The organism is Acidobacteriota bacterium (assembly GCA_016715115.1).
Classification (GTDB): Bacteria; Acidobacteriota; Blastocatellia; order Pyrinomonadales; family Pyrinomonadaceae; genus JAFDVJ01.
This window is the reverse complement of record JADKBM010000011.1, coordinates 1,092,581-1,118,788: the sequence shown is the minus strand read 5'-3', so window position 1 is coordinate 1,118,788 and position 26,208 is coordinate 1,092,581. Positions and strand designations below refer to the sequence as shown.

The window sequence follows — 26,208 nt, the reverse complement described above, 5'->3', positions numbered from 1 at the left end:
CATTGAACGCACCGGCAACGGAAAAGCCCGTGAGCGACTTGCATTGGACATCCAAAGACATTGGAGTGGTGAATAAAGTATGAAAAGATTTATTGCATTTGTTTTGCTGATTACACTTAATTCCATTTTTGTTTTCGCGCAAAAAGGTGACTACAAGGGACTCTTCAACGAGAAGAAGTTGAAGGATATCGTGAAGTTCCTGTCGGACGACGGGTTCGAGGGACGCGCGCCGGGATCCAGAACCGGCGAATTGGCGGCGAAGTTCCTCGCTCTCGAACTCGAACGAATCGGCATCAAACCCGGCAACAACGGATCGTATTTCCAGCCGGTCTCGTTGGTTGCGGCGAAGGCCAGCCGCGAAACGAAACTTCGTGTTTCGAACCGAAACGCGACGTTCGATTACAATTTCGGCGACGATTTCGTCGCGACGACCGGCGCGCAAACCGACTACGTGAACGCCGATGCGGAACTCGTCTTCGTCGGTTATGGCGTTGACGCGCCGGAACAGAAGTGGAACGACTTCAAAGGCGACGACTCGGACTACCGCGGAAAGATCCTGGTGATGCTGGTCAACGATCCGCCGGCCAACGACAAGGAACCGAACCTCTTCGGCGGAAAGGCGCTGACATATTATGGGCGCTGGACGTACAAGTTTGAAGAAGCTGCCCGGCGCGGGGCCGTCGGCGCGATCTTGATCCACACGACCGAATCCGCCGGCTACGGTTGGAACGTCGTTCGCACCTCGAACGGCAACTGGCGCTACGAGGTGGCGCGCACGCCGCAGGACAAAACGCCGTTTTTGCAGTTCAAATCCTGGATGACGAACGACACCGCGAAGCGCGTATTCTCGCAGGCAAATCTGAACCTCGACGATCTTCGGGAAAAGGCGAAAGACCGCAAGTTCAAGCCCGTCAGTCTCGGCCTTCGCGCGAATTTGAATCTCAAGAGCGAGATCAAGCGGCTCGAGTCGAATAACGTCGTCGGTTTTTACGAAGGGAGCGACAATCAACTGAAGAACGAGTATGTCGTTTACACCGCGCACTGGGACCACCTCGGCATTGGCGAGCCGAATGCGAAAGGCGATGCGATCTACAACGGCGCGCTCGATAATTCGACGGGCTGCGCGCAAGTGCTGGCGGTCGCGGAAGCGCTGACCAAATTGCCGAAAAAAGAACAGCCGAAGCGTTCGCAGGTGTTTCTCTTCACGACCGCCGAAGAGCAGGGACTGCTCGGCGCTGAATGGTACTCACGAAATCCCGTCTATCCGCTCGACCGGACGGCCGCGAACGTCAATATCGACGGAGGCAACATTCTCGGCCTGACGAAGGATTACGGCGCGCTCGGCGCGGAGCGTTCGAATCTTTGGGAGATCGTTCAGAAGGTCCTCAAATCCAGAAACTTGAGTTTCCTTCCGGATGCCTACCCGGAACAGGGCTTTTTCTTCCGCTCGGACCATTTTCCGTTCGCAAAGAAGGGAGTTCCGGCGCTCAGCATCCAGGACGGCGACGAGTATGTCGGAAAGCCGAAAGATTTCGGGAAGAAGTTCTTCGAGGAGTTCAACAAGAACAACTACCATCAGCCGTCGGATGAGTTCAGCGACGATTGGCGTTACGACGGTATGATCCAGTCGCTTGACGTGACGTTCGCCATCGCGCTGGAAATTTCGAATATGAAGAAACTGCCGCGCTACAACAAGGACGACGAGTTCGCCCGCGCGCAGCCGAACAGGAAGTAGTGTGCTCAGTGCATAGTGCTGCAAAGTGCAAAGTGCTGCACAGTGCACAGTGCATAGTGCATAGTGCATAGTGCATAGTGGAGAGTGGAGAGTGGAGCGTGGAGAGTGGATAAAGCAAAGTGCACTCTGCACTTTGCACTGGGTTGCACTCTGCACTTTGCACTGGGTTGCACTCTGCACTTTGCACTGGGTTGCACTCTGCACTGCACTGATCTAACCGGATGAAGACCTTTTACATCACAACTCCGATCTATTATGCGAACTCGTTGCCGCATCTCGGTCATCTCTACACGACGATCGTCGCGGATGCCGTCGTTCGGCACAAACGCCAGCGTGGATTCGAGACTTTCTTTCTGACCGGGACGGACGAACACGGCGTCAACATTCAACGTGCCGGAGAAAGGGCCGGCCGGACGCCGCTGCAGCAGGTCGATTACATTTCGGGCGAACTGAAGCGGATGTTCGCGGACTTCGGACTCGACGGCTACGACATCTTTATGCGCACGACCGAACCGTTTCATTACGAAGCGGCGCAGAAGTTTTGGTTGAAGATCGCCGCCAACAAGACGCCGAAGGGCAACGACACGATCTACAAAGGCTTTTACGAAGGTTGGTTCTGCGCGCCGTGCGCCGAGTTCAAGACCGAAACGGATTATAAATTGGTCGAAGGCTCGGAAGTTCCGGTTTGTCTGGTCCACGAACGGCCGCTTGACCGCGTTTCGGAAGAAAGCTACTTTTTCAGGCTTTCCGACTACGACGAAGAGCTGTTGAAGATCATTGAGAACGAGCCGCAACGCCTGCGTCCCGAAGCGCGGCGAAATGAGGTCGCGGCCTTCATCCGTCAGGGTCTTCAGGATCTCGCCGTCTCGCGCGAAAAGAAAGCCGTAAGCTGGGGCGTTCCCGTTCCCGGCGACGACAATCACGTGATGTACGTCTGGCTCGACGCGCTTTCCAACTACGTCACCGCACTCGGCTGGGGCAACGACGCGCGTTCGGGATTCGAGAAATTCTGGCCGTCGGCGCATCACTTGGTCGGCAAGGACATTCTCCGTTTTCACACGATCTACTGGTGGTCGTTTCTGCTGGCGGCGGGAATCGAATTGCCGCAGATGGTTTACGCCCACGGAATGTGGCTCGATGCGGACGGCCGCAAGATGGGCAAGACGCTCGGGAACATCGTCAGTCTCGACGTTCTCAAGAGGCATTTTCAGACCGATGCGATCCGTTATTTCGTCTTGCGCGAGATGGTCTTCGGACAGGACGGGAATTTCGGCTATGAGAATCTGATCGACCGTTCAACGGCCGACCTCGCCAACGGGCTCGGCAATCTTTCGTCACGGACGCTCTCGATGATCACGAAGTACCGCGACGGGAAGGTTCCGTCCGGCTCGATCAGCGATGCGAATTATCTTTACGCGAAACGCATCGGACTCGCGACGGACGATCAGGAACTCGCGACGGTTCTCGCACACGCGCGCGACGAATACCTCAGGCGCTTCGACAATTTCGAGTTTTCGCACGCGCTTGAAGCGCTCTGGGCCGTGATCGCGCGGATCGACAAGATGATCACGGATTCGAAGCCCTGGGAGCTGATCAAAGACCCGAATCAGACGGAGTCTTTGAGCGCCGTCTTGTACCGCTCGACCGAAACGCTTCGCTGGCTGTGCGTCCTGCTCTTTCCGGTGATCCCCGAAGCGGCGCGCAGCATTTATCGGCAGATCGGTCTTGAAGGCGATCTTGCAGCGATGAATCCGGAAGATCTCAAATGGGGCGGACTCGTGCCCGGAACCGCGATCGGCGAGACGCTTCCGGTGTTTCCGCGCCTTGATAAGCAAAAGATTATGAGTGAAATTCAAGAACAGAAGATTGAAACTGCCGCACCGGCCGAACCGGTTGCCGCCGAAGCCGTCGTCGAGGAGAACTTCATCACCATCGACGATTTTCTCAAGGTCGAACTCAAGATCGGCGAGGTTCTGGTTTGCGAACGCATCCCGAACGCCGACAAGCTTCTGCGCTTTGAGATCGACCTCGGCGAAGAAAAGCCGCGCCAGATCCTGGCCGGTTTGGCGGAGTATTACGAACCCGAAAAACTGATCGGCCGCAAGGTCGTCGTCGTGGCAAATCTCAAGCCGCGGAAGATGCGCGGCTTCGAGTCGCAGGGAATGATCTGCGCCGCTTCGCTTGACGGTGACGACACCGCGCCGGCGATGGCGACGTTCGTTGAAGACGTGAAGAACGGCGCGCGGCTAAAATAGAAACGATGGCAGGTCGATTTGTTCACATTTTTGCGATATTCGCGCTCTTTGTCTTTTGGGGCCAGGCGACGGCCCAGAGGACACGGCCGAAACCGGCGCCGACGCCACGTTTGTCCAGAAAGAGCAAGCCGGTTGAACCGGAGATCGACTCCAAGACTCGATTTCATCAGGAGCTTGTTCGAATACAGCTTGAAGAAGACGAAAACTGGCGCGAGTTCGAGTTTCCAGATTTCAATTTCAAGGCATCATTCCCGAGGACTCCGGCACAGAATTCCGAAACCTTCGTTGACGAAGTCTTCGGGACCACAAAGCTTGAGATTTTCCTCGGACTTGGCGACAGTACGGCATTCGGCATCGGACATATGAAACTGCCGTACGCCGTAACGGACCCGGAAGCGATGACGGCGATCTATCGGGAGACGGCCGACGCGTTTCTCGAGGACGGGGAATTCAAGGTTCGGGAAACGGCCGATGTAGAGGTCGGCGGCGGACCCGCTCTCAAATTGACCGGCAAGACCGGCGAGAAGTTTCAGGACGAGTTCGTGATGCACGTCTTTCTGGTCAAGCGAGACGTGTATTTCTCGATCGTCGTCGATAACTCGGTCGCCGATTTGGAAAACCCGAAGGACAAAGGCGAGTTTGAGAAACTGGCGGCAAAATTTCTGGATTCCTTCAGCGTGATTGCAAAACCGGAACCCGAGATCGAGGCGCCGGTGCCTCCGGTTTTTCGATCGACACTCGTTGAATCGGTTTTTCGGAGCGAGTTTTTCCGGTTCACGATCGACATCCCGAAGTCTTGGCATCGTATTTCACGCGATGAAGCGGCGCGATTGCTCGAGGTTAGACGTGGCGTTGTCAATCGAAACGCCGGCTCCAAACTGGTGGTTCCGAAGACCGAGAACCCGAATCTGCTGACCTTTACGTTGAAACCGGTCGGGCTCGATTCGAACTCGTCGCTGGAGTGCAACCTTTCGAAGCTGTCCGGACGAAACGCGACGGCGTATCAGTCTGCAATGCTGGTTTATACAGGATTCTCGAAGCTCGGCTTCTACAATATGCCGAACAAACCGGTTCGCGAAATGATCGGTGGAGTCGAGTTCATCCGGCTCGAGGGAACTGCCGATTTGGCTGGAACGAGATACAGGCAAAAGATCTATTTTCTGGCTCGCAACGGCTACACTCTCGCGTTCACTCTGACGGCTTTCAGCGACGATGATGAAAACGAACTGATTGAAGCGTTCAAGACGATCAGATTCGAAACGAAATAGATGCTCGTAGATTCACACTGCCACATCGACGGCGAGCAGTTTGATGCCGACCGGAACGAAGTGATCGAGCGGGCGCTCGGCGCCGGTGTCGTGGCAATGCTCAACATCGGGTCCGGAAGTCCGAAGGGCGATTCGTTTGAAAAAACGGTCTCGCTTGCGAAGGAATTCGATTTTGTTTACGCCGCGGTCGGGATTCATCCGCACGACGCGGTCGAGTATGATGAAAGCGTCGAGCGGCGTTTGATCGATCTGACGCGTTCAAGTTCGAAGGTCATCGCCTGGGGCGAGATCGGGCTCGACTTCTATTACGATCACAGCCCGCGCGATGTACAGATCGAGGTTTTTCGGCGCCAGATCCGCGTCGCGAATGAGATCGGGCTCCCGATCATCGTCCATAGCCGGGACGCGAACGACGAAACCGTCGGGATAATCCGTGACGAATGTTCGAATGACGGATTTCGCGGCGGAGTGATGCATTGTTTCGGCGGGACGGCGGCGATGGCCGAAGCGCTGATACCGCTTGGATTTATGATATCGTTTGCGGGAAACGTGACCTTCAAGAAGGCCGACGATCTGCGAGATGCGGCCCGGGCCGTTCCGCTCGAACGGCTCTTGATCGAAACCGACTGCCCGTATCTCGCGCCGGTCCCGATGCGCGGAAAGCGCAACGAACCGGCATTCGTCGCTCACACGGCTGAGTTCCTCGGCGAATTCTACGGCGTCGGCGGGGAAGAGTTGGCCCGCCGAACAACTGACAACTTCTACCGGTTTTTCAGACTGAGAACGGAGAAATGGAAACTGAGAGCTGAGAAATGAGAAATGAGAACTGAGAACTGAGAACTGAGAACTGAGAGGTGAGAACTGAGAGCTGGAAGCTGAGAACTGAGAACTGAGAACGGAGAACTGGAAACTGAGAGCTGAGAGCTGAGAGCTGAGAACTGAGAACTGAGAACGGAGAACTGGAAACTGAGAAATGAGAACGGAGAACTGAGAACGGAGAACTGGAAACTGAGAACCGAGAGATGAGAACGGAGAACTGAGAACGGAGAGCTGAGAACGGAGAACACGACTCACCGCTCACCGCTCACCGCTCACCGCTCACTGCTCACCGCTCACTGCTCACCGCTCACCGCTCACCGCTCACAGCTCACTGCTCACCGCTCACTGACAAAAGACTTATGGCAAAAGAAAATTCATTCGACATTGTTTCAAAAACGGACTACGCAGAAGTTACAAACGCGATCAACCAAACTACGAAAGAGGTCTCGCAGCGCTTCGACTTCAAGGGCAGCAAGGCAACCGTCGAACTCGTCGCGAAAGACCTCGTTCTTTCGGCCGAAGACGAAACGCGTCTGCGGAATATGAACGACATCTTTCAGGGCAAGCTCGTCAAGCGCGGGATTTCGCTCAAGGCGCTCGATTATCAGAAGATCGAGCCGGCCGCCGGCGGAACCGTTCGGCAAACGGTGAAGATCCAGCAGGGAATTCCGACCGAAAAGGCGAAAGAGATCGTCAAATTCATCAAGGACGAGAAGATCAAGGTGCAGGCGTCGATTCAGGGCGAGACCGTTCGGATCTCCGGAAAAGACCGCGACACGCTTCAGGATGTCATCGCCAAACTGAAGGCGAAGGATTTTGGGATCGATATGACCTTCGATAATTATCGGAGCAACTGATGCGGCGCAGTTCGCTGATCGTCATTTCATTGATCTTCGCCGCGTGTGTGGCACCCGTGCGGTTTGAAGGCACGTCGATGATGCCGACAATTAAGGACGGCGATCGGCTTTTCATCGATACGAACTTCGGAGAACTCGCCCGCGGCGATATCGTGATGCATCGGTTTCCGCCGAATCCGGCAAAGTTCTACATCAAACGCATAGTCGGGCTTCCGGGCGAACGAATCGAGATCAGAAACGGCGCGGTCTCGATAAACGGGAGCCGGATTGATGAGTCTTACGTCGATCCGCAACATAATAGTGGAAAGCATTCGGACGTCGATCTCATCATTGAACCCGGCCATTATTTCGTGCTTGGCGACAATCGCGACAACTCGAGCGATTCACGTTCGTGGGGGGCGGTCGAGCGTTCGCTTATCGTCGGAAAATATCGATTGACGTACAAGTCGTCGCCGAACTAGAATTTCGGAAAACTTCAGATTCGTGAGGTCCTCGAAAATGCCCGATAATGTACTCGCGTTCAGCAAACTACCGTCCGAACTTCAGGCCAGGCTGATTGAACTTCAGACGCCGTCGCCGGATCGTTTCGTATTTCTGAAAACGCCGTCGATCCTGAATTATCTCGCGATCGCCGCCGGAATCGGCTGGGTCGCGTATATGTTCACCGCGACCGCTGATTATCTTTGGGAAAACTGGATGATCGGGGTCTTTACCGCGGTGACGTTGATCCTCATAACGCTCGCGCTCTGGTCGCTATCGACGATCGTCCGTGCGTTCTCCGGAAAAACCCGCGACGGTTGGGTGTTCACGCGCGACGAATGCGTAAGTTATCGGGGCGACCGGATCGGTTTTCGGAGTCTGAAAGAGCTTGAGAGTTTTCAGTTCCTGGAACATATCAATACGATCGAGATCTGGATCGGCGACGTCGTCGAAAAGATCAAGGTCCGGGATGCGTCCGAAGCGGTAAAACTCGACTCCGTTTTTCTCGACTGGCAGAATAGTTCCGGCGAGCCGTTCTTGACTCCTTGCAGGAAGGCGGAAATGCTTTTCAATCCGCTTGCGAGAAGAACAGTGACCGTCGGGTTGCTGCTTGGATTCGTGCTTTTGGCGGCCGGACTCAGTTATTCGGCGACGCGTTTGAACCGAAGTTACGACGACGATCAGTCCTGGAAGCGTTCGGAAAACGGTGAGACCGTTGCCGATGTCGTCGCCTACAAGACGCGCCATCCGAACGGCAACCATCTCGCCGACGCCGACCGGAAGATCGCCGAGCTGATCGTCCGCGCCAAAGAGGATTACACGAAGAACATCAAAGCGTCGGCAAATCAGGCGGCCGTCGCGGCTCTGTCCCGGCTGCTCGACGAAATGAACTCGAATCCCGATCGTAAGGTCTATGTGAAGTTCACGGAGGTGCGCGAACTTGACGATGCGGTCGTCAAGAAGATGAAGTCCAATACCGGACTTTCGATCAGTTCGTACGACTTCACAATTCCGACGACCGCTCTGCAATACCGCCGAGAGAAGATCCTGAACGATGTCAGCGTGCTCTTTCTTCCCGCGACGCGGAGCGCTTCGGTAAACTTCGAACTCGCCGACGACCCGCCGCCCGGAACTCCGGTCGTCGAGATCCGGTCGGTGATGAAATCGATCGAGTTCTTTTACCGCTACGACTGGTGGTCCGGGGGATCATCGACGACTTATTACAATCCCGGAGCGAAATTCGAGTTCGATTTTGAGCTGCGGCCGTCGGACACGTCGAAAGCGTTCAAAACGCAGTACGTTTCGCAGTTCACTCGCGGATTGAACACGGGACTGATCGATCAGCGCGACGCCGCGAACTACAGTTTTGACAAACTTTTCTTCAGTTCGGTCTCAGAAGACTTCGCGAAGTTTCTGCAACGCGAATTCGGCTTTATCGAATGAAGATGGCAAAATAATAAGCTGTACGATGCAGACGTTTTCACCAATTCGCGAAAAACTGAACCCGCCGACCGCGGCGAAGCAGATCTTCGGATTGATCAAGGCCGAAATGGCGCTTGTCGAGGCGGAGTTTGAACGCCAGGCGAGTTCGAACATTCAGGTCATCAATTATCTCGGCGATTATCTGCGAGCGTCGGGCGGCAAGCGACTGCGGCCCGCGCTGCTTTTGCTTTCGAACCTCGCAAGCGGCGGAACGGCATCGAGCGAAAGCGTTATCCGTCTGGCGACGGTGATGGAAATGCTGCATACCGCGACGCTCGTTCACGACGACATCATCGACAATGCGGTGACGCGCCGCAACCGCGTTTCGGTCAACGCGCGTTTCGGAAATCAGTCGGCGGTGCTGATGGGCGACTGGCTCTATATGTCGGCGTTCGAAACGTCGCTCAAGGAACGGAGCCTCGAAATTCTCGACATTCTGACCCGTTTGACGCGAAAGATGACCGAGGGCGAGTTGATCCAGTTGACCGTACTCGGCCGCTCGGACATTACCGAAGCCGAGTATTTCGACGTTTTGCAGCGCAAGACGGCGTTCCTGTTCTCAGCCTGCTGCGAGATCGGCGCGATCCTTGGCGGCGCATCAAAGCAATCTCAGACGGCACTCCGCGACTACGGAATGAACCTCGGAACGGCGTTTCAGCTTGCCGACGACGTGCTTGATTTCACGGCCGACGAAGAGATTCTCGGCAAGGCGGCCGGCGCCGACCTCCTCGAAGGGAAGTTGACCTTGCCGCTGATTCTGCTCGTCCAAAAGCATCCGCGCGTGAGGCCCGAACTCGACAAAATAATGTACGACGGTGAGTACGACGGAGAATCCAGGTCGCGTCTTTTGGAGTCGCTCGAGCAGTTCGGGACGATCGAGGAGACACGTCAGCGGGCCTACGGTTACGCCGGCGAGGCCCGGAAAAATCTTGCAGTTTTGGGCAAAAGCGAGTATTGTTTAGCGTTGGAGAACATCCCCGAGTTCATGATCGAACGCAATAAGTGACAACGGTCCCTGCATTCACCGAAATTATGTTAGACGAGAATCTGATCGCCACGCTCGAGCAAAGCCTGCGGCAAACGCGGAACGCCCAGAACCGTTTGCTTGTGCGCCTGCGCGAAGTCGAATCCGAAGCGCACCGGTTGCGTCAGGAGATCGAAGCGCTCGAGAACAGCGCGGCGCAGACTGAACAGGCGATCTACAGTCTTTTGGCGACGATGGGCTCTGGAAATATCACCTGGAACATTCCGAAGAACTTGAAGCTTGAAGACGATTTCGATCAGCAGTCGAACGAAATGACGCATCGGCGTTCGAATCTGCCGAAGAACAACCAGATCCCGACGCAGTATCCGTCCACGAACAGCAACAACAATCCGGTGTCGTATATGAACAACAACAGCCGGAACATTCCTTCGATCAGCCCGACCGTCGAACCGATCAGCAATCGCTTCGCCGACCGGACGATCACGCAGGCCTGTACGCTGCTGTTGCGTGAGCACGGGCGTCCGCTCCACGTCAACGAACTCTACAATATGCTCGTCGCGGGCGGTCTGCCGTTCACCGGCAACAACCCGACGATCTCGATCGCCGTCTCGCTCAACCGCAACCGCCGTTTTCGCAAGGTCGCTCCGGGAACCTTCGATCTTGTGATGCGCGACGCGTCGCAAGCCGCATCTTAAGTTTGCAGGAATATCTTTTCGCATACGGAACTCTGAATCCGGATCTTGCCCCGCCGGAGATCGCGGACATCGTCGCGCGCTTTGAATTCGTCCGATCGGGAACCGTACGCGGACTCCTTTTCGATCTTGGCCCGTACCGCGGCGCCGTGCCCGACGCGGAGTCTGACAGGCGAATCTGTGGAAATCTGTACCGTGTCGCCGGTCTGGAATCGGTCATTGACCGTTTGGATGAATACGAAGGCTTTAGGGCCGGCGATCCGGACCGAAGTCTTTTTGTGCGGAGCGAAGTGACGGTGGAGCTTGCCGAACGGAGCGTCGATGCACAGATCTACGTCTACAACGGCGACATATCGGATCTTGAACCGGTGAATTAGCGAGGTTCGTCAAATGTTTGCACATCGTGTCCTGCTTCTGATCGCGATTCTGTTTTTTGCCGGATGCGCGGCCGCCCCGATCGAGCAGCCGTCGATGCCCGCCGCAGATGTTCCGCCAAAATATGCCGCGCTCAGGAGCCGGCTTGAAACGTTTTTTGTTCGAATGGGCAAGCCGCAACCGGGCGACTGGTTGTCTTCCTTCCCCGAAAACGGACAGACGTTCGAGGAATACATTCGCTCCTCGCCGACAACTCCGACTGCCGACCGAAATACGATCTATGTCAAGCCGCTCGGAGAATTCGCGTCCGGCGAATTGAAAGCGGTCAAAAGCGCCGCCGGATTTCTCGGCGTTTTCTACGGGTTGCGTGTCACGGTTCTGCCCGCCGAGAACTTCCGATTCCCTTTGTCACCTTCCGACCAACGCGTTAGCAGCCAAACCGGGAAACGGCAGATACGATCCGGTTTCATCTTGAGCGAGATTCTAAAGCCAGCGTTGCCGGACGATGCCGCCGCCCTGATCGCTTTTACAACGGAAGACCTGTACCCGGATGAATCGATGAATTTTATTTTTGGCCAGGCGAGTCTGGTAGACCGCGTCGGAGTCTGGTCGTTGAGTCGATTGAAGGACAAGAAACCGGCTACTTTCCTCGAGCGCACGTTGAAGGTCGGCGTTCACGAAACGGGACATATGTTCTCGATCGCTCACTGCACCAAGTATGAGTGCGTTATGAGCGGTTCGAACCATCTTCCGGAGCGCGATTGGCTCCCGCTCGACGCGTGCCCGGAGTGTACGGCGAAGATCTGCTGGATGAATGATTGCGATCCCGCGTCGCGATTCGCGAAGCTCGCGGAAACGGCCCGTGGTTTCGGGCTTGAAAAGGAGGGAAGTTCGTTCGAGCAGAAAAGGCTGGCAGTCATTTCGGATTGAGCAGACTCGGTTCTAACACAGTTGAACACGGATAGATCGGATGCGAGAGAATGATTCGAACCCCGCGCTTCCGGAGATCCTTTTCTATCGATTGCTACAAATCCGCTCCATCCCGTTAATCTGTGTTCATCCGTGGAGGGAAAGCGATTTGCTTCCTTCACGTCAGTTTTTCAAATCTCCCGAATCCGAGATCTCGAATGCGAATCGCCAATCAGCAATGGAGTTTTCGACCGCGAAATGACGCGAAAAAACGGGAAACCATCGACTCGGTCACGGCTGATCCCGTGTTCACTCGCTGACCGGCAATAGCTTGTAAGTCAGCACTCGCATCGATTCCTGGAGGAAGAGCGCAAACTCACCGCGCGAAAGCACACGGTTTTCGGTATCCTTTTCTTCGAAATTTACGGGAATCGCATCGTCGCCGAAAACTCCTTTCCAAATGCTGATAAGTTCGCCGCGGCGAATAACATCTCGGCCCTTGAATTCGTTCTTTTCGTCAAAAAGCGAGACCTGGTGGTCACGAACAAGGATCTTGATCGATTCGACGTAAGCGGCATTCGGGTCGGCAAATTCGAATCGGTCCTCGATAGTCACGCGCCGCGGATTCATAGGCCTGTATACATTTGCCGGGTCGACCTTGGCGATCGCGGCCTGCTTTCTAAGCAGGTCGAGGGTGAGGCGCAGCGAATGGGCAAAGTCACCGAGCGGCATTGGAAGATCAGGATAAAAATTCCGGTCGCCGTAACCGAAAGTGATACGGTAGTTCTCCGTCAGATCTAGAATAGCTTCATAGTAGGGCGATTCTTTCGAGACGTCTTTGAAATCATCGATGTTCCGGGCGACGAAATACCGTTCGTTCGGCGCAAGCGGAATAAAACTGTAACTCAAGACCCCGGTGATCCGCGCCGGGCGGTTGTCGCATAAGGTCGGCGCAAAACGCGCCTTCAAGGCCGCTTCCACCGTTACTCCGTGAAGTGCCCGAGGACCGTCGATGGTTTTTACCTCCGTTACACGCCCGGTCTCGTCGATCCAGACCGTGACATCGACCGCCCCGCCGATCTTCGCGGAACGCGCTTCCGACGGGTATTTCGGAGCGGGCATCGATTCGACCTTTCCAATCTCCAAACGTGTGCATTTTGTCGACGCTTCGGCCCGCAGAACCTGCGACGCGGTCTCGACCTTTTCCTTTTTCTGCGCACTCGCACCAAGCGGCGCGAAACCGACGGCGACAAATAAGAATATAATCAATCTCTTCATACATTAGTCGGCAACGATCATCGTGCCCGTTCCCTCATCGGTAAAGACTTCCGAAAGCAACGCATTTCTCTCGGATCCGCTGATGATGTGCGCCGATTTCACACCGCTTTCGACGAGTTTGATCAGGCTCTGGAGTTTCGGGATCATTCCGCCCGTCGCCGTGCCCGAGTCGATCATCGACCGCGCCTCGCTCACCGTCACGCGGGAGATCTTGGTCGAAGGATCCTTCGGATCGAGAAAGATACCGTCGACATCGGAAAGCAAAACGAGCTTCTCGGCGCCGAGTTGGACGGCGATCTCGGCGGCGATCGTATCGGCGTTGATATTGAAAACGCGGCCTTCGGAGTCGGCGCCGAGAGATGATACAACCGGCAGATAGTCGTGATCGAGAAGCAGTTTCAGAAGATGCGTGTTGATCTCGAGAACATCGCCGACGTTGCCGAAATCGACCGTCGTTGTCAGTCCGGTCTGCTTGTCGAGGATCTCTTTCGGCGGTCGTTTCTCGGCGTGTACGATGTTGCCGTCAACGCCGGAAAGGCCGACCGCATTGGTTCCGCGAAAGCGCAGAGCCGAAAGGATGTCAGTGTTGATCTTCCCGGCAAATATCATTTTCGCGAGTTCGAGAGTGTCGTCGTCGGTGACGCGGCGGCCCTGGATGACCGTTTGCGCGACGCCGAGTTTCGCGGCGAGTTCTGTCAATTGCTTGCCGCCGCCGTGAATCACGCAAACCCTGATGCCGACCTGATGGAGCAGCGCAAGTTCTTCGGCGAGAGATTCGAGATTCTCGCGGTTTTCGGTGACCTTGCCCGAAAATTTGACCACGAACGTTGTTCCTTTGAACCTTTGAATGTAGGGAAGCGCCTCGCGCAAAAGGTCTAGTCGTTTTTGGAACATATTATTTTACCAACATCGAAAGTATCGCCTTCTGAACGTGAAGCCGATTTTCGGCCTCGTCGATAACCGTCGACCGCGGCGAGTCGATGACGGCATCGGTCACGACAACGTTCCGCCGGACGGGCAGGCAATGCATAAAGATCGCATTGTTGGTCCGCTCCATCTTCGCCTCGTCGACGATCCAATGTTCGCGATAAGCGGCGCGTTCGCGGACATCGCCTTCAGCGTCGCCGTAATGCCGAAAGCTTCCCCAGCTTTTCGCGTAAACCACGTCAACTCCCTCAAACGCAGCATTTACGTCATTGACGATCTCGATGCTTCCGCCGTTCTCGCGCGTTTGATTTTCGATCTCGCCGATCAGTTCGCCATCAAGTTCATAACCTTTTGGATGCGCGATGCGAAGGTCGTGGCCGAACTGCGCCGCCGCGAGCGCGAAACTGTTCGGGACCGCCATCGGCAAAGGCTTCGGATGAAACGCCCACGTCAGGAGAACCTTTTTCCTTTTCACGCCGAAGTTCTCGCGGATCGTCATCATATCGGCAAGTGCCTGACACGGGTGATGCATCGCCGACTCGAGATTTATCACCGGTTTTGACGCATATCGGGTGAAAGCACCAAGTATCGGATCGACGCGCTCCTCGGTCCAATTCTTGAGATGGGCGAACGTGCGCACACCGACCGCCGACACGTACCTCTCGACGACGCGAACAAACTCCGAAAGGTGTTCCGTCTTGTCGGCGTCCATTACGACGCCGTCGCGATGTTCGAGCGTCCAACTCGTGCCGCCCGGTTCAAGCGTCACGGAATTTCCGCCGAGTTCGAAGATGCCGACCTGCATCGACGCGCGCGTCCTGAGGCTCGGGTTGAAAAAGACGAGCGCGACCGATTTGCCGTCGAGCGGTTTGACCGAACTTTGTCCGTGTTTGAAGCGCAAGGCCGACTCGACGAGCGCGTCGAGTTCGGCTCGCGAAAAATCAGAGGTTTTGAGAAAGTTGTTCATTCTGCGATAGTTACGCCGCTGCGTTTGATTCCTGACCGGTAAATGTTGAATTCAATTCCGCTCTTCGAATAAACCCCGCGCATTGCGTCGGCGACGTCGGAAGCGGCCACCTCGGACGCCGAGAGCATAAAAACGCTCGGCCCTGACCCCGAAATTCCGCCGCCGAGCGCGCCTGCCATCAAGCTCTTGAATTTGAGATCGTCGAAATGCGGGATCAGCGCTTTGCGGTAGGGTTCGGCGACAAAGTCCTCGAGAGAGCGCCCGATGAGCGCGTAATCGCCTTTCGCGAGGCCGGCGACCAATGCACCGACATTTCCCCATTGCCGCACCGCGGTCGCGAGCGGAACCTCTTGTTTCATTACGGCCCGGGCGTCCGCGGTTTTGATCTCGATCTGCGGATGAATCACCGTCACGAACAGCTCAGGAAAGTCGAGCGCGATCACGTCGGCGACTGGCTCCGTCGCGCGGACGAGCGTGAAGCCCCCGAAAATACAGGCCGAAACGTTGTCCGCGATGCGCGATCCGCAAGCGGTGAACTCACCGTCACGGGCGAATTCGACGAGTTGATTCTTGGTAAATCGTTCGCCCAGCAGATGGTTTGCAGCAACCGCCGCGCCGGCCGCGCTCGCCGCGCTTGAACCGATTCCGCTTCCGGGCTTGATATGTTTTGTGATCTCGGCGACGAATCCGACATCTGCGCAGGCCGCTTTGGCCATCGACATCAGAACGGTCCCGACGACGTTTCGTTCGGGCTCGACGGGCAGACCGAAACCGTCATTATGAACGATCCGAACGCCCGGCTGATCGGAGATACGAAGCGTTATCTCGTCGAACGGTTCGCCGAGCGCGAACCCGAGGCAATCGAATCCGCACACGACATTGGCGACCGTCGCCGGAGCTCGAACCGTAATTTCATTCATAGTTTCGCATTTTTTTTCACGGTTGTTTTTGCCACGCGGATACTTTTGCCGTGCGGCCAATTCGGCCACGAATCGCATGGATCTCACGAATTCGATCGCGTGTTGCCGGCGTTCATTGGATCAAGGTTGCTTTCCAAAGTTCCGCGATCTATTTTGCCCACGAATCGCACGGATCTCACGAATACGACGAATCGCGTTCTGATGTCGATCGAACTGCAAGTTCATTCATAGTTTCGCGATTTCGATAACATTTATTATCATTGGTAAAGGACTTGGAAGTTACTCAAAAAGCAAGCCTTCCGTCGCGTTTTACCCGATAATGCAATACTTTAGCACAAACCGAAAATCGCCTCACGCGTCGTTCCGCGAAGCGACGCTCAACGGGCAGCCCGATGATCGCGGTCTTTACTTTCCGGAGCGCATCCCGAAACTGAGTGACGACTTTTGGAGCCGTTTCGGAGCGATGGACAAGGCATCGGTCGCGTTCGAAGTGATCCGCCCGTTCGTCGCCGGCGAGATCGCCGACGAACGCCTGTTTGAGATCTGTTCGGAAACGGTGAGTTTCGATTTTCCGCTGGTGCGCATCGATGAACGGATATCGACGCTCGAACTGTTTCACGGCGCGACGCACGCGTTCAAAGACGTCGGAGCGCGATTTATGAGCCGTTGCCTTCGGGAGTTTTCGGGACAGACGACCGGCAAAACGGTCGTCGTCGTCGCGACTTCGGGAGACACGGGCGGCGCGGTCGCGAACGGTTTTTACGGGGTCGACGGCGTCGAGGTCGTGATTCTTTTTCCGAAAGGCAAGGTTTCGCGCGTCCAGGAACTTCAGTTGACGACGCTCGGGCAAAACATTCACGCGTTTGAAGTTACGGGCGATTTCGACGCTTGTCAGAAACTTGCGAAAACCGCGCTCGCCGACGCCGATCTGAAGCGGGAAGTGTTTCTGACGTCCGCCAATTCGATCAACGTCGCGCGCTGGCTGCCGCAGCAGTTCTACTATTTTTACGCCCATCGCCAATGGCTCGAATCGGGCCGGACCGAACCGCCTGTGATAAGCGTCCCGAGCGGGAATTTCGGGAATATCTGCGCCGGCATTCTGGCCCACATTTCCGGACTTCCGGCGGCGAAATTCATCGCCGCCTGCAATGCAAACGACGTCGTGCCGCGGTTTCTAGAGACCGGAGAAATGATAGAAAAGACCGCCGTCGCGACGCTCTCGAATGCGATGGACGTCGCGAATCCTTCGAACTTCGTCCGCATTCTCGAAATGTTCGATCGGGATTACGTTCGTTTGAAAGACCTGTTGGTCTCGGTCAGCGTTTCGGACGATCAGACGCGGGCGACGATGCTCGATGTGTACAAGCGATTCGGATACGTTCTCGATCCGCACGGCGCCGTCGGATTCCGGGCGCTGGAGGATTATCTTTCCGCGACCGAGGGCGCGGGATACTTTCTCGAAACGGCGCATCCGGTGAAATTCGATTCCGTGCTTGAGATCACCGGAACGTTCGGGACGATTCCCGATTCGGTCGCCGAACTTGAATCGCGACCGAAGAAAAGCACCGAAATCGGAGTCGACTACGAAGATTTGAAATCGATATTGCGCAACCTGATCTGAAGCGATCAACCACATAACTTCTATGAAAGTTCTCAAATTTGGCGGTTCCTCGGTTGGAAGCGCGGAAAACATCGAAAAAGTCATCGCGATCGCGCGTGCGGCGTCGGCGATCGAGCCGTGCATTCTCGTGCTTTCGGCGATGCAGGGAACGACCGACGCATTGATCGATTCGGCAAAGCTCGCCGAGGCCGGCGACGAGATGTTTCGGGTAAAACTGCGCGAGATCGAATCCAAGCACACCGAAGCAACACGCGCGCTGCTCGGCGCAAATTCGCAGGACGGCGTCTACGATTTCATCGAGAACCGGTTTCACGAACTGCGCAGCATATGCGAAGGCGTCTTTATGCTTCGCGAACTGACCGCACGGACGCTCGACCGCGTCGTCAGCTTCGGCGAGATCCTGTCGACGAAGATCGTTTCCGCAAAACTCACCTGCGACGGCGTCGAAAACCTCTGGAAGGATTCGCGCCAACTGATCCGGACCGACTCGAACTACGGATTCGCGGCGGTTGATTTCGAAACGACGAACGATCTGATCCAAACCGAAATCCGCAATCCCAAATCCCCAATCCCAAATCTCGTCGTTTTTCCCGGATTCATCGCTTCCGACGCCGAAGGTCTGACGACGACGCTCGGCCGCGGCGGTTCGGATTATACCGGGGCGATTATCGCCGCCGCGCTCGACGCGAGCGTGCTTGAGATCTGGACGGACGTTTCCGGAATGATGACGGCCGACCCGCGGATCGTCAAAAACATACGCAAGAATCTCGCACATCACTTATCGCGAGGCGATGGAATTGTCGCATTTCGGAGCCAAGGTGCTCTATCCGCCGACGATCCAGCCGGTTCTCAAAAAGAACATCCCGGTTTTTATCAAGAACACGTTTGCGCCCGATGATTACGGGACTCTGATCGAATCCGTAGTTGACGACGAAACCGATATCATCCGCGGAATTTCAAGCATCGACAAGATCTCGGTCGTGAATCTCGAGGGAAGCGGGATGGTCGGAATCCCCGGATTTTCGAAGCGTCTTTTTGACGCGCTGTCGCGTGCACAGATCAACGTCATCCTGATCACGCAGAGTTCGTCGGAGCATTCGATCTGCGTCGCGATCGAGGACAAATTCGGCGCGCTCGCCAAGACGGCCGTCGACAGGGAATTTGAATACGAGATCGCGGTCGGCAAGATCGACCCTTTGCGCGTCGAGAACGGTTTTTCGATCCTCGCGCTCGTCGGCGACAATATGAAGGCGCACACCGGAATTTCGGGCAAAATGTTCGCCGCGCTCGGACACAACGGCATCAACATCTCCGCAATCGCGCAGGGGTCGTCGGAGCGCAACATTTCGGCGATCATTCGTTCGGAAGACGTCAAAAAGGCCGTCAACACGCTTCACGAGGAGTTTTTCTCGGACGGCAAGAAACAGATCAACCTTTTCATCGCCGGCGTCGGGACGGTCGGCAAACGGCTTCTCGCGCAACTTGCGCAGCAGGCGGATTATCTGAGCGAGGATCTCAATCTGAACGTTCGCGTCGTCGGTCTCGCGAACAGCAAGCGGTTTGTGTACTCGGAAGATGGCGTTTCGGCCGGCGATCTGGCGTCGGGCGTTGAATATGATTCGAGCGGGACCGAACTCGCAGGCCTGATAACCGAAAAGAATCTGCGCAATTCGGTCTTCGTCGACGTTACCGCGAACGACGCGATCATCGCCAATTATCCGAAACTGCTCGAACGGTCGGTCGCCATTATCGCCTGCAACAAGGTTGCGGCCTCGGGCGAATACGCGAACTACAAGCGTCTGAAAGACCTCGCGCGCGAGTACGACACGCCGTTTCTGTTCGAGACGAACGTCGGCGCGGGATTGCCTATCATCAATACGCTCAATGATTTGACCCGGAGCGGCGATCGCGTGAACCGCATCGAGGCGGTCCTTTCGGGAACGCTCAACTTCGTTTTCAACAATTACGACGGAACGAATTCGTTCGCGTCGATCGTTCGCCAGGCGCAGGACGAAGGCTATACTGAGCCCGATCCGCGGCTCGATCTGAGCGGAACGGACGTTGCCCGAAAGATCCTGATTCTGGCGCGCGAGGCGGGCCATCCGCTCGAGATGGGTGATATTTCGAACGCCGGATTTTTGCCCGAATCCTGCACGAAGGGAAGCGTCGATAACTTTTACAAGGCGTTGGCCGACGAGGAATCGTACTTTCTCGATCTTCTCGAATCGGCGCGCGAGGAAGGCTTGAAATTGAAATACATCGCCAAATTCGAAGATGGCAAGGCATCGGTCGGACTCGAGCGCATCGGACCGGAACATAATTTCGCGAATCTTTCCGGCAAAGACAATGCCGTGCTTTTCTACACGAACCGCTACGCCGATCTGCCGCTAGTCGTCAAAGGCGCCGGCGCCGGCGCCGACGTCACCGCCGCCGGTGTTTTTGCAGACGTGATTCGCGCGGCGCGAAGATAGGGAATCGTTCGGTTTTTCAGCCCTCGGCAACTGCCGAGTTGGTCGATTCGGTCGACTCTAGTCAGGAACGCTTTCCGACCACGGCCTCGATGAGCCTGCATTATGCAACCGCCGTCCAATCGGGCTGATGCCGTACGGCGCGCCCAAGAAACACTAGTTGAGCGTCTGGCGAAGAACATTGGCTGGTTTGAAGGCTGTTTGATTGAAGAATGGCGCTCAGCGGCGATTTTCGCGGTTTTCAGCCCTCGTAGAGGGCGACGGCGTGTAGCCACGGGCGACAGCCCGTGGTGAGCCGCCGTTCGTTTTGAGCCCTCGGAGAGGGCGACAGAATGTGAATGCCTGGTTTCACTTGGGGCCGGCAGCCGCTTCGACGAGGACTCAGAAAGAACTCAACTTGTTCTGTTCGCTTTCCAGTTCGCGCCCGGCATCACGCCTTATGCCCAAATTACGCGCCCGAGACTTCGCGTTGTTTCACGTCATTTCGCGCTCAGACTAAAACATCGGCCGTGAAGCGACGCGAATCATCCGCTCAACCAGTCGCGTAGAGACGGCAAATTTTGGCCGTGGTGCGTAAGCCCACGGAACAGGGTGGTAAAAGGGTCCGGAGTCGCGTGAGCGACGACTCATCGCATTTGGGAATGGCGATTTTCGTTTTGGATTTCGGCATCCCGCAAGAATCACACTGTCACGCAACCCGCAGGAGCTACGCGTTTACGCGTGACGCCCGATTCGGGAGGAATCACCTAACGCAACCGGAAGATCTTTGATTACGACCAATCCAAAATCGAAAATCGAAAATCCGAAATCGCTATGCCGTCGCTCCGCGACTGGTTGACTCCGGCAACTCACCTGACCGATCGCTCGTCGGAAAGGTCTTGTTGTCGAGCGCAAGCCGCGTTCACCGAGCTTGCCGCGTCAGCGGCAATTGAATCAGACACAGGCGTGAAGTAACATACGAAATGCCGAGAACGACGAAATGAAGAACATCAAATATCTAACAGTAACGTTATTGCTGACACTCAGTTTTGCCATCGTTGTGAGGTCTCAATCCCAGCCGGTTCAGCCTAATTTGACATCGGTTATTCAGACCTCCGGGGACTCGGTTGAGAACGGTATTTTCACATCAATCAATGGCAAGTTTTCGATTGCTATTCCCGCATTACCAAAGCAGACGATCGATTACGCAACGGAAAAGGCTAAAGCAAAAGGTGTAGACGTCGGAAAGCAGTTTGTGTGGCTGTTTGAAAAGACTCTGTACACGCTCTATTACAATCCCCCGTTCGATTTCGACGGTAACCCTTCGCCTCAGGTCTATGCGGACATTGAAAACGGGACTCGCAAAGGAATTCTTAACTCAAATGCCACGTTGATTTCTGAAAAACCCATCAAACTCGGTGAGTATCGCGGAACTGAGTTTCGTTACGTCATTTCCAACGGCGTTAGATATATCAACAGAATCTATCTTGTCGGTGATATGGGTTACCAAGTCGTTGGCGGATATGCCGATGAGAAAGAGGAACGAGCCGTAATTGCAGTTTTGGATTCTTTTACGCCACTGAAAAGCAAGCCATAGCAAACGGCGGCGTCAGCGGCAATTCAAAGGACTAAATCATCGGTCGCTTAATTGACGAATAGTCGCGCAGTTATGTCCGAACAATATGCGAATGCGAATCCTGGGGTGTGGAATGAATCGAAAAGCACACCGGCGATCAAGTTTTGCTTCGGATAATATCGTAATCAAAAATCGTTCAGTTCGTCGATGACCGCAGGGAAGATCTGTTGACGCAATCGGCGAAGAAACTGTTTCGTCTGAGTGATCTCATATTCGGTCTCGCGGATCGAGTTTTCGATTCCATTCAGAAGATCCAGAAGATCAGTCTGTTGTGTCTGAAGATCCCGCCGGCGTTTGACGCGCACCTCTTCAGCATTCAGGGCTCCCGCAAGGGTTCGTTCGATGTTTTCGGATCGGAGTTCTTCTTCGATCGCAACCATTCTTCGTTTGTTGCTCAACTCGCGTTCGCCGAGTTGAACCTTCAGAGTCTCAAGCGTTGAGAGTCGGGATTCACCGCGATTCAGCATTTCGAAGGCGAAAAGCAATCGCTGTTGCTTCTCGCTCAAGCGCAGTCCTTGGTTGCTCGAGAACGTCTCGGCGAAACTGCCGAGTTTCTTGTTCAGCTCGTCAAGCGATTTCGTGATCTTCGAGATATCGGTTGAGATCTTGACAACCGCCGCCTCGGCATCGGCGGTTTGACCGAATACCACTCCGACGCTGAGCAAGACAAAAACGGAAAAGGTGAACACAGACTTCATCGATTGGATCCTCCGTCGGGAAACTTATTGGTCTTTCGATTGTTCGATGCGTCAAACTATCCAACGAGTTTTCTCAACGGCCAAATACATCGACAAACAAATCAATCTCATCCCGCGTTACGCACAGAGGCGAAAGCAAGCGCAAGACGTTCGGATTGCTCGAAGTGCCCGTAATTATCTTGTGTTCCAATAACTTAGCGTGAACGGGCTTGGCATTCTCGGCAAATTCGATCCCTATCAACCCGCCTTTGCCGTGGACGGCGATGATTTGTTCGATCTCGCGGAGACGTTCGCGCAGATGGGTTTCGACCGCGACGATGTTCTCTCGCATACGGTCGTTTTCGATCGCTTCAAGCGTTGCCGTGACCGCCGCCATTGCGAGCATCCCGCCGCCGAAGGTTGTGCCGAGATCGTTGGTCTTGACCGCGCTTGAGATTCGATCGTTGACGAGACACGCGCCGACGGGAATGCCGCTGCCGAGCGATTTGGCGAGTGTGATGATGTCGGGTTCGACGCCGCCGGCGAGTTCGCTGCCTCCGAAAAACCAGTTTCCCGTGCGTCCGACGCCGGTCTGGACCTCGTCAAAGATCAGGATCATTCCGAATTCGTCGCAAACCGCGCGTAAATCGCGGAAGAAATCCGGCGCCGCTTCAATCACGCCGGCCATCGACTGGATCGGTTCGAGCATCACCGCCGCCGTCTCGTTGTCGGCAACGGCGCGGACCGATTCGATATCGCCGAAGATCGCCTCGACGTGTCCCGGCACGTTCGGCTTTCCGAGGTTGCGGTAATTTCCGAGAAACGTCGCCGAGATCGCATCGGCGGTCCGGCCGTGAAAGCCGCCGCTGAATGTGATGACTTTCTCGCGCCCGGTCGCAAAACGGGCCATACGCATCGCGTTCTCGTTCGCTTCGGTCCCGGAGTTGCAGAAAAACGCCTTCGTGAGGGAATCCGGCGCTACGGAAACGAGTTTCTCGGCCGCGACGGCGCGTGTTTCCGAATAAACCAAATTCGAGTAGAACAAAACCTTTTCGGCCTGTTCCTGCAACGCTTTGACGACCTGCGGGTGTGAATGGCCGGTCGCGCAAACGGCGTGGCCGCCGTATAGATCGAGATATTTGTCGCCCTCGCTCGTCCAGATCCAGGCACCTCGGCCGCGCGCGACGGCGATATTCATTTTGGCGTAGGTTTCGACCTGAAATCGGTCTTCGGTTTCTTTTATCGATTCGAAGTTCATTGGTTACCCGCGCCCGTTGACGAATCTGAGCGCGTCGTTGTGGTTGATCACGGCGTCCGGGTTGGTCGTCAGCGCCGTCTGGAACTTGTTGTTGAATTCTTCGTCCGCGTCCCCAAAGTTGAGCAGGATCCGCGCTTCGTGAAAGAGTCCGAGCGCTTCGGGCTCGGTCGCCGGGCGGCGGATCGAAACGGCTTCGTCGATCAGCGCGATGAGCGCGGAGATCTTTCTGAGCCAGGCGAAATGCTCGTCGTCGATAACCAGCTGGAAATAGTGGTTGACGCTCGTGATGCGCCCGTGAATCTCTTCAAAATCGAGCTTCGCCGCGTCGAGGAGAGTTTTGTGCAAACGAAGCATAGCCTTGCTCAGGTCCTTAAGAATGGCGCGTGTCTCGTCGGTCAAACGTTCGTCTCCGTTTTGATTTTCCATAGCGATTATTTTAGGTTGCGGACGCCCGAAATCAAACCCGTCGGTCGAGAAAACTGGACGGCGAATAGGAAACCGCATCCGCCAGCGATCTGAGGGTCGAAGGGTCTCGCTCGAACGCGGCGATCTCTTCGGGCGTAAGCTTGATCTTGATGGTATAGATCGCAACCGTCCCGCAGAGGACTTCCAGAAAGCACTCGCCGTTGTCTTCGCGCCAGGCGTCGAAAAAATAATGTTCGGAAGCGAGAACCTGCATTTATCACGGATTCGTGCCGATGAGTTTGAGTCCGGTCGTTTCATCCAAGCCAAACATCAGATTCATATTCTGAACCGCCTGGCCCGCGGCGCCTTTGACGAGATTGTCGATCGCCGAAAAGACAGCGATCTGACGCCCGTGCGCGTGGACCGAAATGTCGCAAAAGTTCGTGGTTTTGACCCAATTTATGTCCGGAGAACCTTCGACGATTCGAATGAACGGATTCTCGGGCTCGACTTGGGATTTGGGATTTGGGATTTCGGATTTTGGATGATAAAAATCCGCGTAGATCGCCTTGAGCTCTGCCGTCGAGATCTCTTGGCCTGCTTCGGCGTAGCACGACGCGAAAATGCCACGCGACAAGGGCAGACTGTGGGTCATAAAAACAAGTTCGTTCGCGAACTTTCCGATCGATCGCAGATGCTGCCCGATCTCGGGAACGTGCTGGTGCGTAAACGGTTTGTAAGCGTAAAAAGAAGTCATCCGCTGCGGATGGTGCGTGTTCGCCGCCGGCTTGGCGCCGGATCCGGACGAACCGGTCTTGGCGTCGACGATGATTCGACCGACCGGCAGCCCCGCCTTCACGAGCGGTGCAAGCGCGAGCAACGTCGCGGTTGCGAAGCACCCCGGATTAGCGATGTATTTCGCCTCGCGGATCGCGTTCCGATTGGTTTCCGTCAAGCCGTAGACGAAGCTATTCTGGAGTTCGTCGGCGGTGTGTTCCAGCTTGTAGAATTTCTCAAACACCGTTTTGTCGTCGATTCGGAAATCGCCTGAGAGATCGATGACCTTGATGCCGTCCGCGAGTTGCGGGACGATTCTCAGCGCCTGGCCGTGCGGCAGTGCGAGAAACGCGACATCGCAATCGAGCGCCGGCAGATCATAGGGCGAGGAATCGAAAGTCAGATCGCAGACCCCGCGCAGATTCTTGTGCACTTCCGAGACCGGCTTTCCGGCGTGTTCGTTGGCGGTTACCAAAACGATCTCCGCATTCGGATGGGCCAGCAAAATCCGCAAAAGTTCGCTGCCGCCATAACCTGAACCGCCGAAGATCGCGATCTTGATTTGTTTCATTTCATTACTCTTCCGCAAACTGCACCAAATCCCAAAGATTCCCGTACAGGTCAGCGAAAACCGCGACCGTGCCGTAATCGTGGCTTGACGGCTCGCGCACGAACTCGACGCCGCGCGACCGGTACAGATAATAATCCCGCCAGAAATCGTCCGTCCTCAAAAACAGGAAAACGCGTCCGCCGGTCTGATTCCCGATTCGGCTCGTCTGCTCCTCGCCGACCGCCTTCGCAAGCAATAAACGGCAATCGCCCGAACCCTTTGGCGCGACCAAGACCCAGCGTTTTGTCTCGCTCTGCGGCGTGTCTTCGATCAGATCGAAGCCGAGTGTCTCGGTATAAAATGCGATCGCCTCATCATAATCCGCGACGACCAACGCGATATGTACAAGCGATCGATTCATCTCCAATACCAATTTAGTCCAATCGGCGCGCTTTGTTAAGAGCGACGAGATCGGGTTCGAGGAAAGTACGCTTTGCATCGGCCGAAAACAGGCGTTCGCGGCTGTAGAAACGGAGCGGAAAGTCTTTGTCGAACTCGCTCGTGATCCGTTCGCACAGTTCGAAGAACCAAAGTTCGGGATGCTCGAGACGGAATGCGTCGACCGCACGCATCCAGAAGACGGTCAGCGTCTCGTGATACGGCGATTCTGCGGTTTGATCGACGCCGAAGGCGTCCAGCAGCGACAGGATCCCGCTTCGCATCCGAAACGCCGCTTCTTCGAAGTCGTGTTCGAAAAGATAGCGGCAAGCGACGATCAGGTGCTCGGCGTGACGCCAATCGCTTCGAGGGATCGTCCCCGATTCGAACTTCGCGATCATCAAGAGTATTTCTTCTTCATCCCGATATTTCATATGGCCCCAAAAGCAA

General features: G+C 55.5%; 24 protein-coding genes and 1 pseudogene. 14 read left to right on the top strand and 11 right to left on the bottom strand.

Annotated features, from left to right (window positions below; genetic code table 11):
• Window positions 1-79: 79 nt before the first annotated feature.
• The 11 genes from IPN69_13535 (at window position 80) to IPN69_13485 (ending at window position 11,878) form a co-directional block, all read left to right on the top strand.
• A complete protein-coding gene (locus tag IPN69_13535) occupies window positions 80-1,735 on the top strand; it encodes a M28 family peptidase (GenBank protein ID MBK8811738.1) in 1,656 nt (551 codons plus the stop codon).
• Between the two features lie 221 nt (window positions 1,736-1,956).
• Window positions 1,957-3,990: a methionine--tRNA ligase gene (metG, locus tag IPN69_13530; protein MBK8811737.1), complete on the top strand. Its 2,034-nt coding sequence runs from the start codon at window positions 1,957-1,959 to the stop codon at window positions 3,988-3,990.
• Between the two features lie 5 nt (window positions 3,991-3,995).
• Window positions 3,996-5,258, top strand: a complete 1,263-nt coding sequence (locus tag IPN69_13525) for a hypothetical protein (GenBank protein ID MBK8811736.1) — start codon at window positions 3,996-3,998, stop codon at window positions 5,256-5,258.
• Window positions 5,259-6,074, top strand: a complete 816-nt coding sequence (locus tag IPN69_13520; protein ID MBK8811735.1) for a TatD family hydrolase — start codon at window positions 5,259-5,261, stop codon at window positions 6,072-6,074.
• 362 nt (window positions 6,075-6,436) lie between these two features.
• A complete protein-coding gene (locus tag IPN69_13515; protein MBK8811734.1) occupies window positions 6,437-6,934 on the top strand; it encodes a YajQ family cyclic di-GMP-binding protein in 498 nt (165 codons plus the stop codon).
• The gene (gene lepB, locus IPN69_13510) at window positions 6,934-7,395 is read left to right on the top strand and encodes a signal peptidase I (protein ID MBK8811733.1); all 462 of its coding nucleotides are present in this window, start codon (window positions 6,934-6,936) and stop codon (window positions 7,393-7,395) included. Before IPN69_13515 ends, lepB begins: the two co-directional genes overlap by 1 nt.
• Window positions 7,396-7,432: 37 nt before the next feature.
• Complete coding sequence (locus IPN69_13505; GenBank protein MBK8811732.1) at window positions 7,433-8,857, top strand: hypothetical protein; 1,425 nt, start codon at window positions 7,433-7,435, stop codon at window positions 8,855-8,857.
• Between the two features lie 25 nt (window positions 8,858-8,882).
• Window positions 8,883-9,902 (top strand): polyprenyl synthetase family protein, encoded by a 1,020-nt coding sequence (locus IPN69_13500; protein MBK8811731.1) that lies wholly within the window; start codon window positions 8,883-8,885, stop codon window positions 9,900-9,902.
• A gap of 26 nt (window positions 9,903-9,928) precedes the next feature.
• Window positions 9,929-10,576 carry a hypothetical protein gene (locus IPN69_13495; GenBank protein MBK8811730.1) on the top strand — a complete coding sequence of 216 codons (648 nt, stop codon included), beginning with the start codon at window positions 9,929-9,931 and terminating at the stop codon, window positions 10,574-10,576.
• Window positions 10,577-10,578: 2 nt separating this feature from the next.
• Window positions 10,579-10,950 carry a gamma-glutamylcyclotransferase gene (locus tag IPN69_13490; protein MBK8811729.1) on the top strand — a complete coding sequence of 124 codons (372 nt, stop codon included), beginning with the start codon at window positions 10,579-10,581 and terminating at the stop codon, window positions 10,948-10,950.
• 13 nt (window positions 10,951-10,963) lie between these two features.
• Entirely contained in the window at window positions 10,964-11,878 is a 915-nt protein-coding gene (locus IPN69_13485; GenBank protein ID MBK8811728.1) for a hypothetical protein, read from the top strand.
• A 288-nt stretch (window positions 11,879-12,166) separates the two neighbouring features.
• Here the strand turns inward: IPN69_13485 and IPN69_13480 are convergent, their stop codons facing one another.
• Genes IPN69_13480 through IPN69_13465 form a run of 4 tightly spaced genes read right to left on the bottom strand, consistent with a single transcriptional unit; the run spans window position 12,167 to window position 15,949 of the window.
• Window positions 12,167-13,135, bottom strand: a complete 969-nt coding sequence (locus IPN69_13480; protein MBK8811727.1) for a TonB family protein — start codon at window positions 13,133-13,135, stop codon at window positions 12,167-12,169.
• A gap of 3 nt (window positions 13,136-13,138) precedes the next feature.
• Window positions 13,139-14,029 (bottom strand): acetylglutamate kinase, encoded by an 891-nt coding sequence (argB, locus tag IPN69_13475; GenBank protein ID MBK8811726.1) that lies wholly within the window; start codon window positions 14,027-14,029, stop codon window positions 13,139-13,141.
• Window position 14,030: 1 nt separating this feature from the next.
• Window positions 14,031-15,029 (bottom strand): N-acetylornithine carbamoyltransferase, encoded by a 999-nt coding sequence (locus IPN69_13470; protein MBK8811725.1) that lies wholly within the window; start codon window positions 15,027-15,029, stop codon window positions 14,031-14,033.
• Complete coding sequence (locus IPN69_13465; protein MBK8811724.1) at window positions 15,026-15,949, bottom strand: homoserine kinase; 924 nt, start codon at window positions 15,947-15,949, stop codon at window positions 15,026-15,028. Before IPN69_13465 ends, IPN69_13470 begins: the two co-directional genes overlap by 4 nt.
• Before the next feature lie 319 nt (window positions 15,950-16,268).
• On the opposite strand from IPN69_13465, the gene thrC reads away from it, so the two are divergent.
• The 3 genes and pseudogenes from thrC (at window position 16,269) to IPN69_13450 (ending at window position 21,614) form a co-directional block, all read left to right on the top strand.
• Window positions 16,269-17,570: a threonine synthase gene (thrC, locus tag IPN69_13460; GenBank protein MBK8811723.1), complete on the top strand. Its 1,302-nt coding sequence runs from the start codon at window positions 16,269-16,271 to the stop codon at window positions 17,568-17,570.
• A gap of 22 nt (window positions 17,571-17,592) precedes the next feature.
• Window positions 17,593-20,041: pseudogene (gene thrA, locus IPN69_13455) on the top strand (bifunctional aspartate kinase/homoserine dehydrogenase I).
• Between the two features lie 976 nt (window positions 20,042-21,017).
• On the top strand, window positions 21,018-21,614 hold the full coding sequence (locus tag IPN69_13450) for a hypothetical protein (GenBank protein ID MBK8811722.1): 597 nt from the start codon (window positions 21,018-21,020) through the stop codon (window positions 21,612-21,614).
• A gap of 164 nt (window positions 21,615-21,778) precedes the next feature.
• On the opposite strand, the gene IPN69_13445 is transcribed toward IPN69_13450, so the two are convergent.
• From IPN69_13445 to IPN69_13415, 7 genes are all read right to left on the bottom strand, one after another.
• Complete coding sequence (locus IPN69_13445; protein MBK8811721.1) at window positions 21,779-22,351, bottom strand: hypothetical protein; 573 nt, start codon at window positions 22,349-22,351, stop codon at window positions 21,779-21,781.
• A 73-nt stretch (window positions 22,352-22,424) separates the two neighbouring features.
• Complete coding sequence (locus tag IPN69_13440; GenBank protein ID MBK8811720.1) at window positions 22,425-23,588, bottom strand: aminotransferase class III-fold pyridoxal phosphate-dependent enzyme; 1,164 nt, start codon at window positions 23,586-23,588, stop codon at window positions 22,425-22,427.
• 3 nt (window positions 23,589-23,591) lie between these two features.
• A complete protein-coding gene (locus IPN69_13435; protein MBK8811719.1) occupies window positions 23,592-24,014 on the bottom strand; it encodes a hypothetical protein in 423 nt (140 codons plus the stop codon).
• Window positions 24,015-24,045: 31 nt separating this feature from the next.
• A complete protein-coding gene (locus IPN69_13430; protein MBK8811718.1) occupies window positions 24,046-24,267 on the bottom strand; it encodes a hypothetical protein in 222 nt (73 codons plus the stop codon).
• Window positions 24,268-24,270: 3 nt separating this feature from the next.
• On the bottom strand, window positions 24,271-25,341 hold the full coding sequence (gene argC, locus IPN69_13425; protein MBK8811717.1) for an N-acetyl-gamma-glutamyl-phosphate reductase: 1,071 nt from the start codon (window positions 25,339-25,341) through the stop codon (window positions 24,271-24,273).
• A gap of 4 nt (window positions 25,342-25,345) precedes the next feature.
• On the bottom strand, window positions 25,346-25,741 hold the full coding sequence (locus IPN69_13420; protein MBK8811716.1) for a VOC family protein: 396 nt from the start codon (window positions 25,739-25,741) through the stop codon (window positions 25,346-25,348).
• A 13-nt stretch (window positions 25,742-25,754) separates the two neighbouring features.
• The gene (locus IPN69_13415) at window positions 25,755-26,192 is read right to left on the bottom strand and encodes a hypothetical protein (protein ID MBK8811715.1); all 438 of its coding nucleotides are present in this window, start codon (window positions 26,190-26,192) and stop codon (window positions 25,755-25,757) included.
• Window positions 26,193-26,208: the final 16 nt, after the last annotated feature.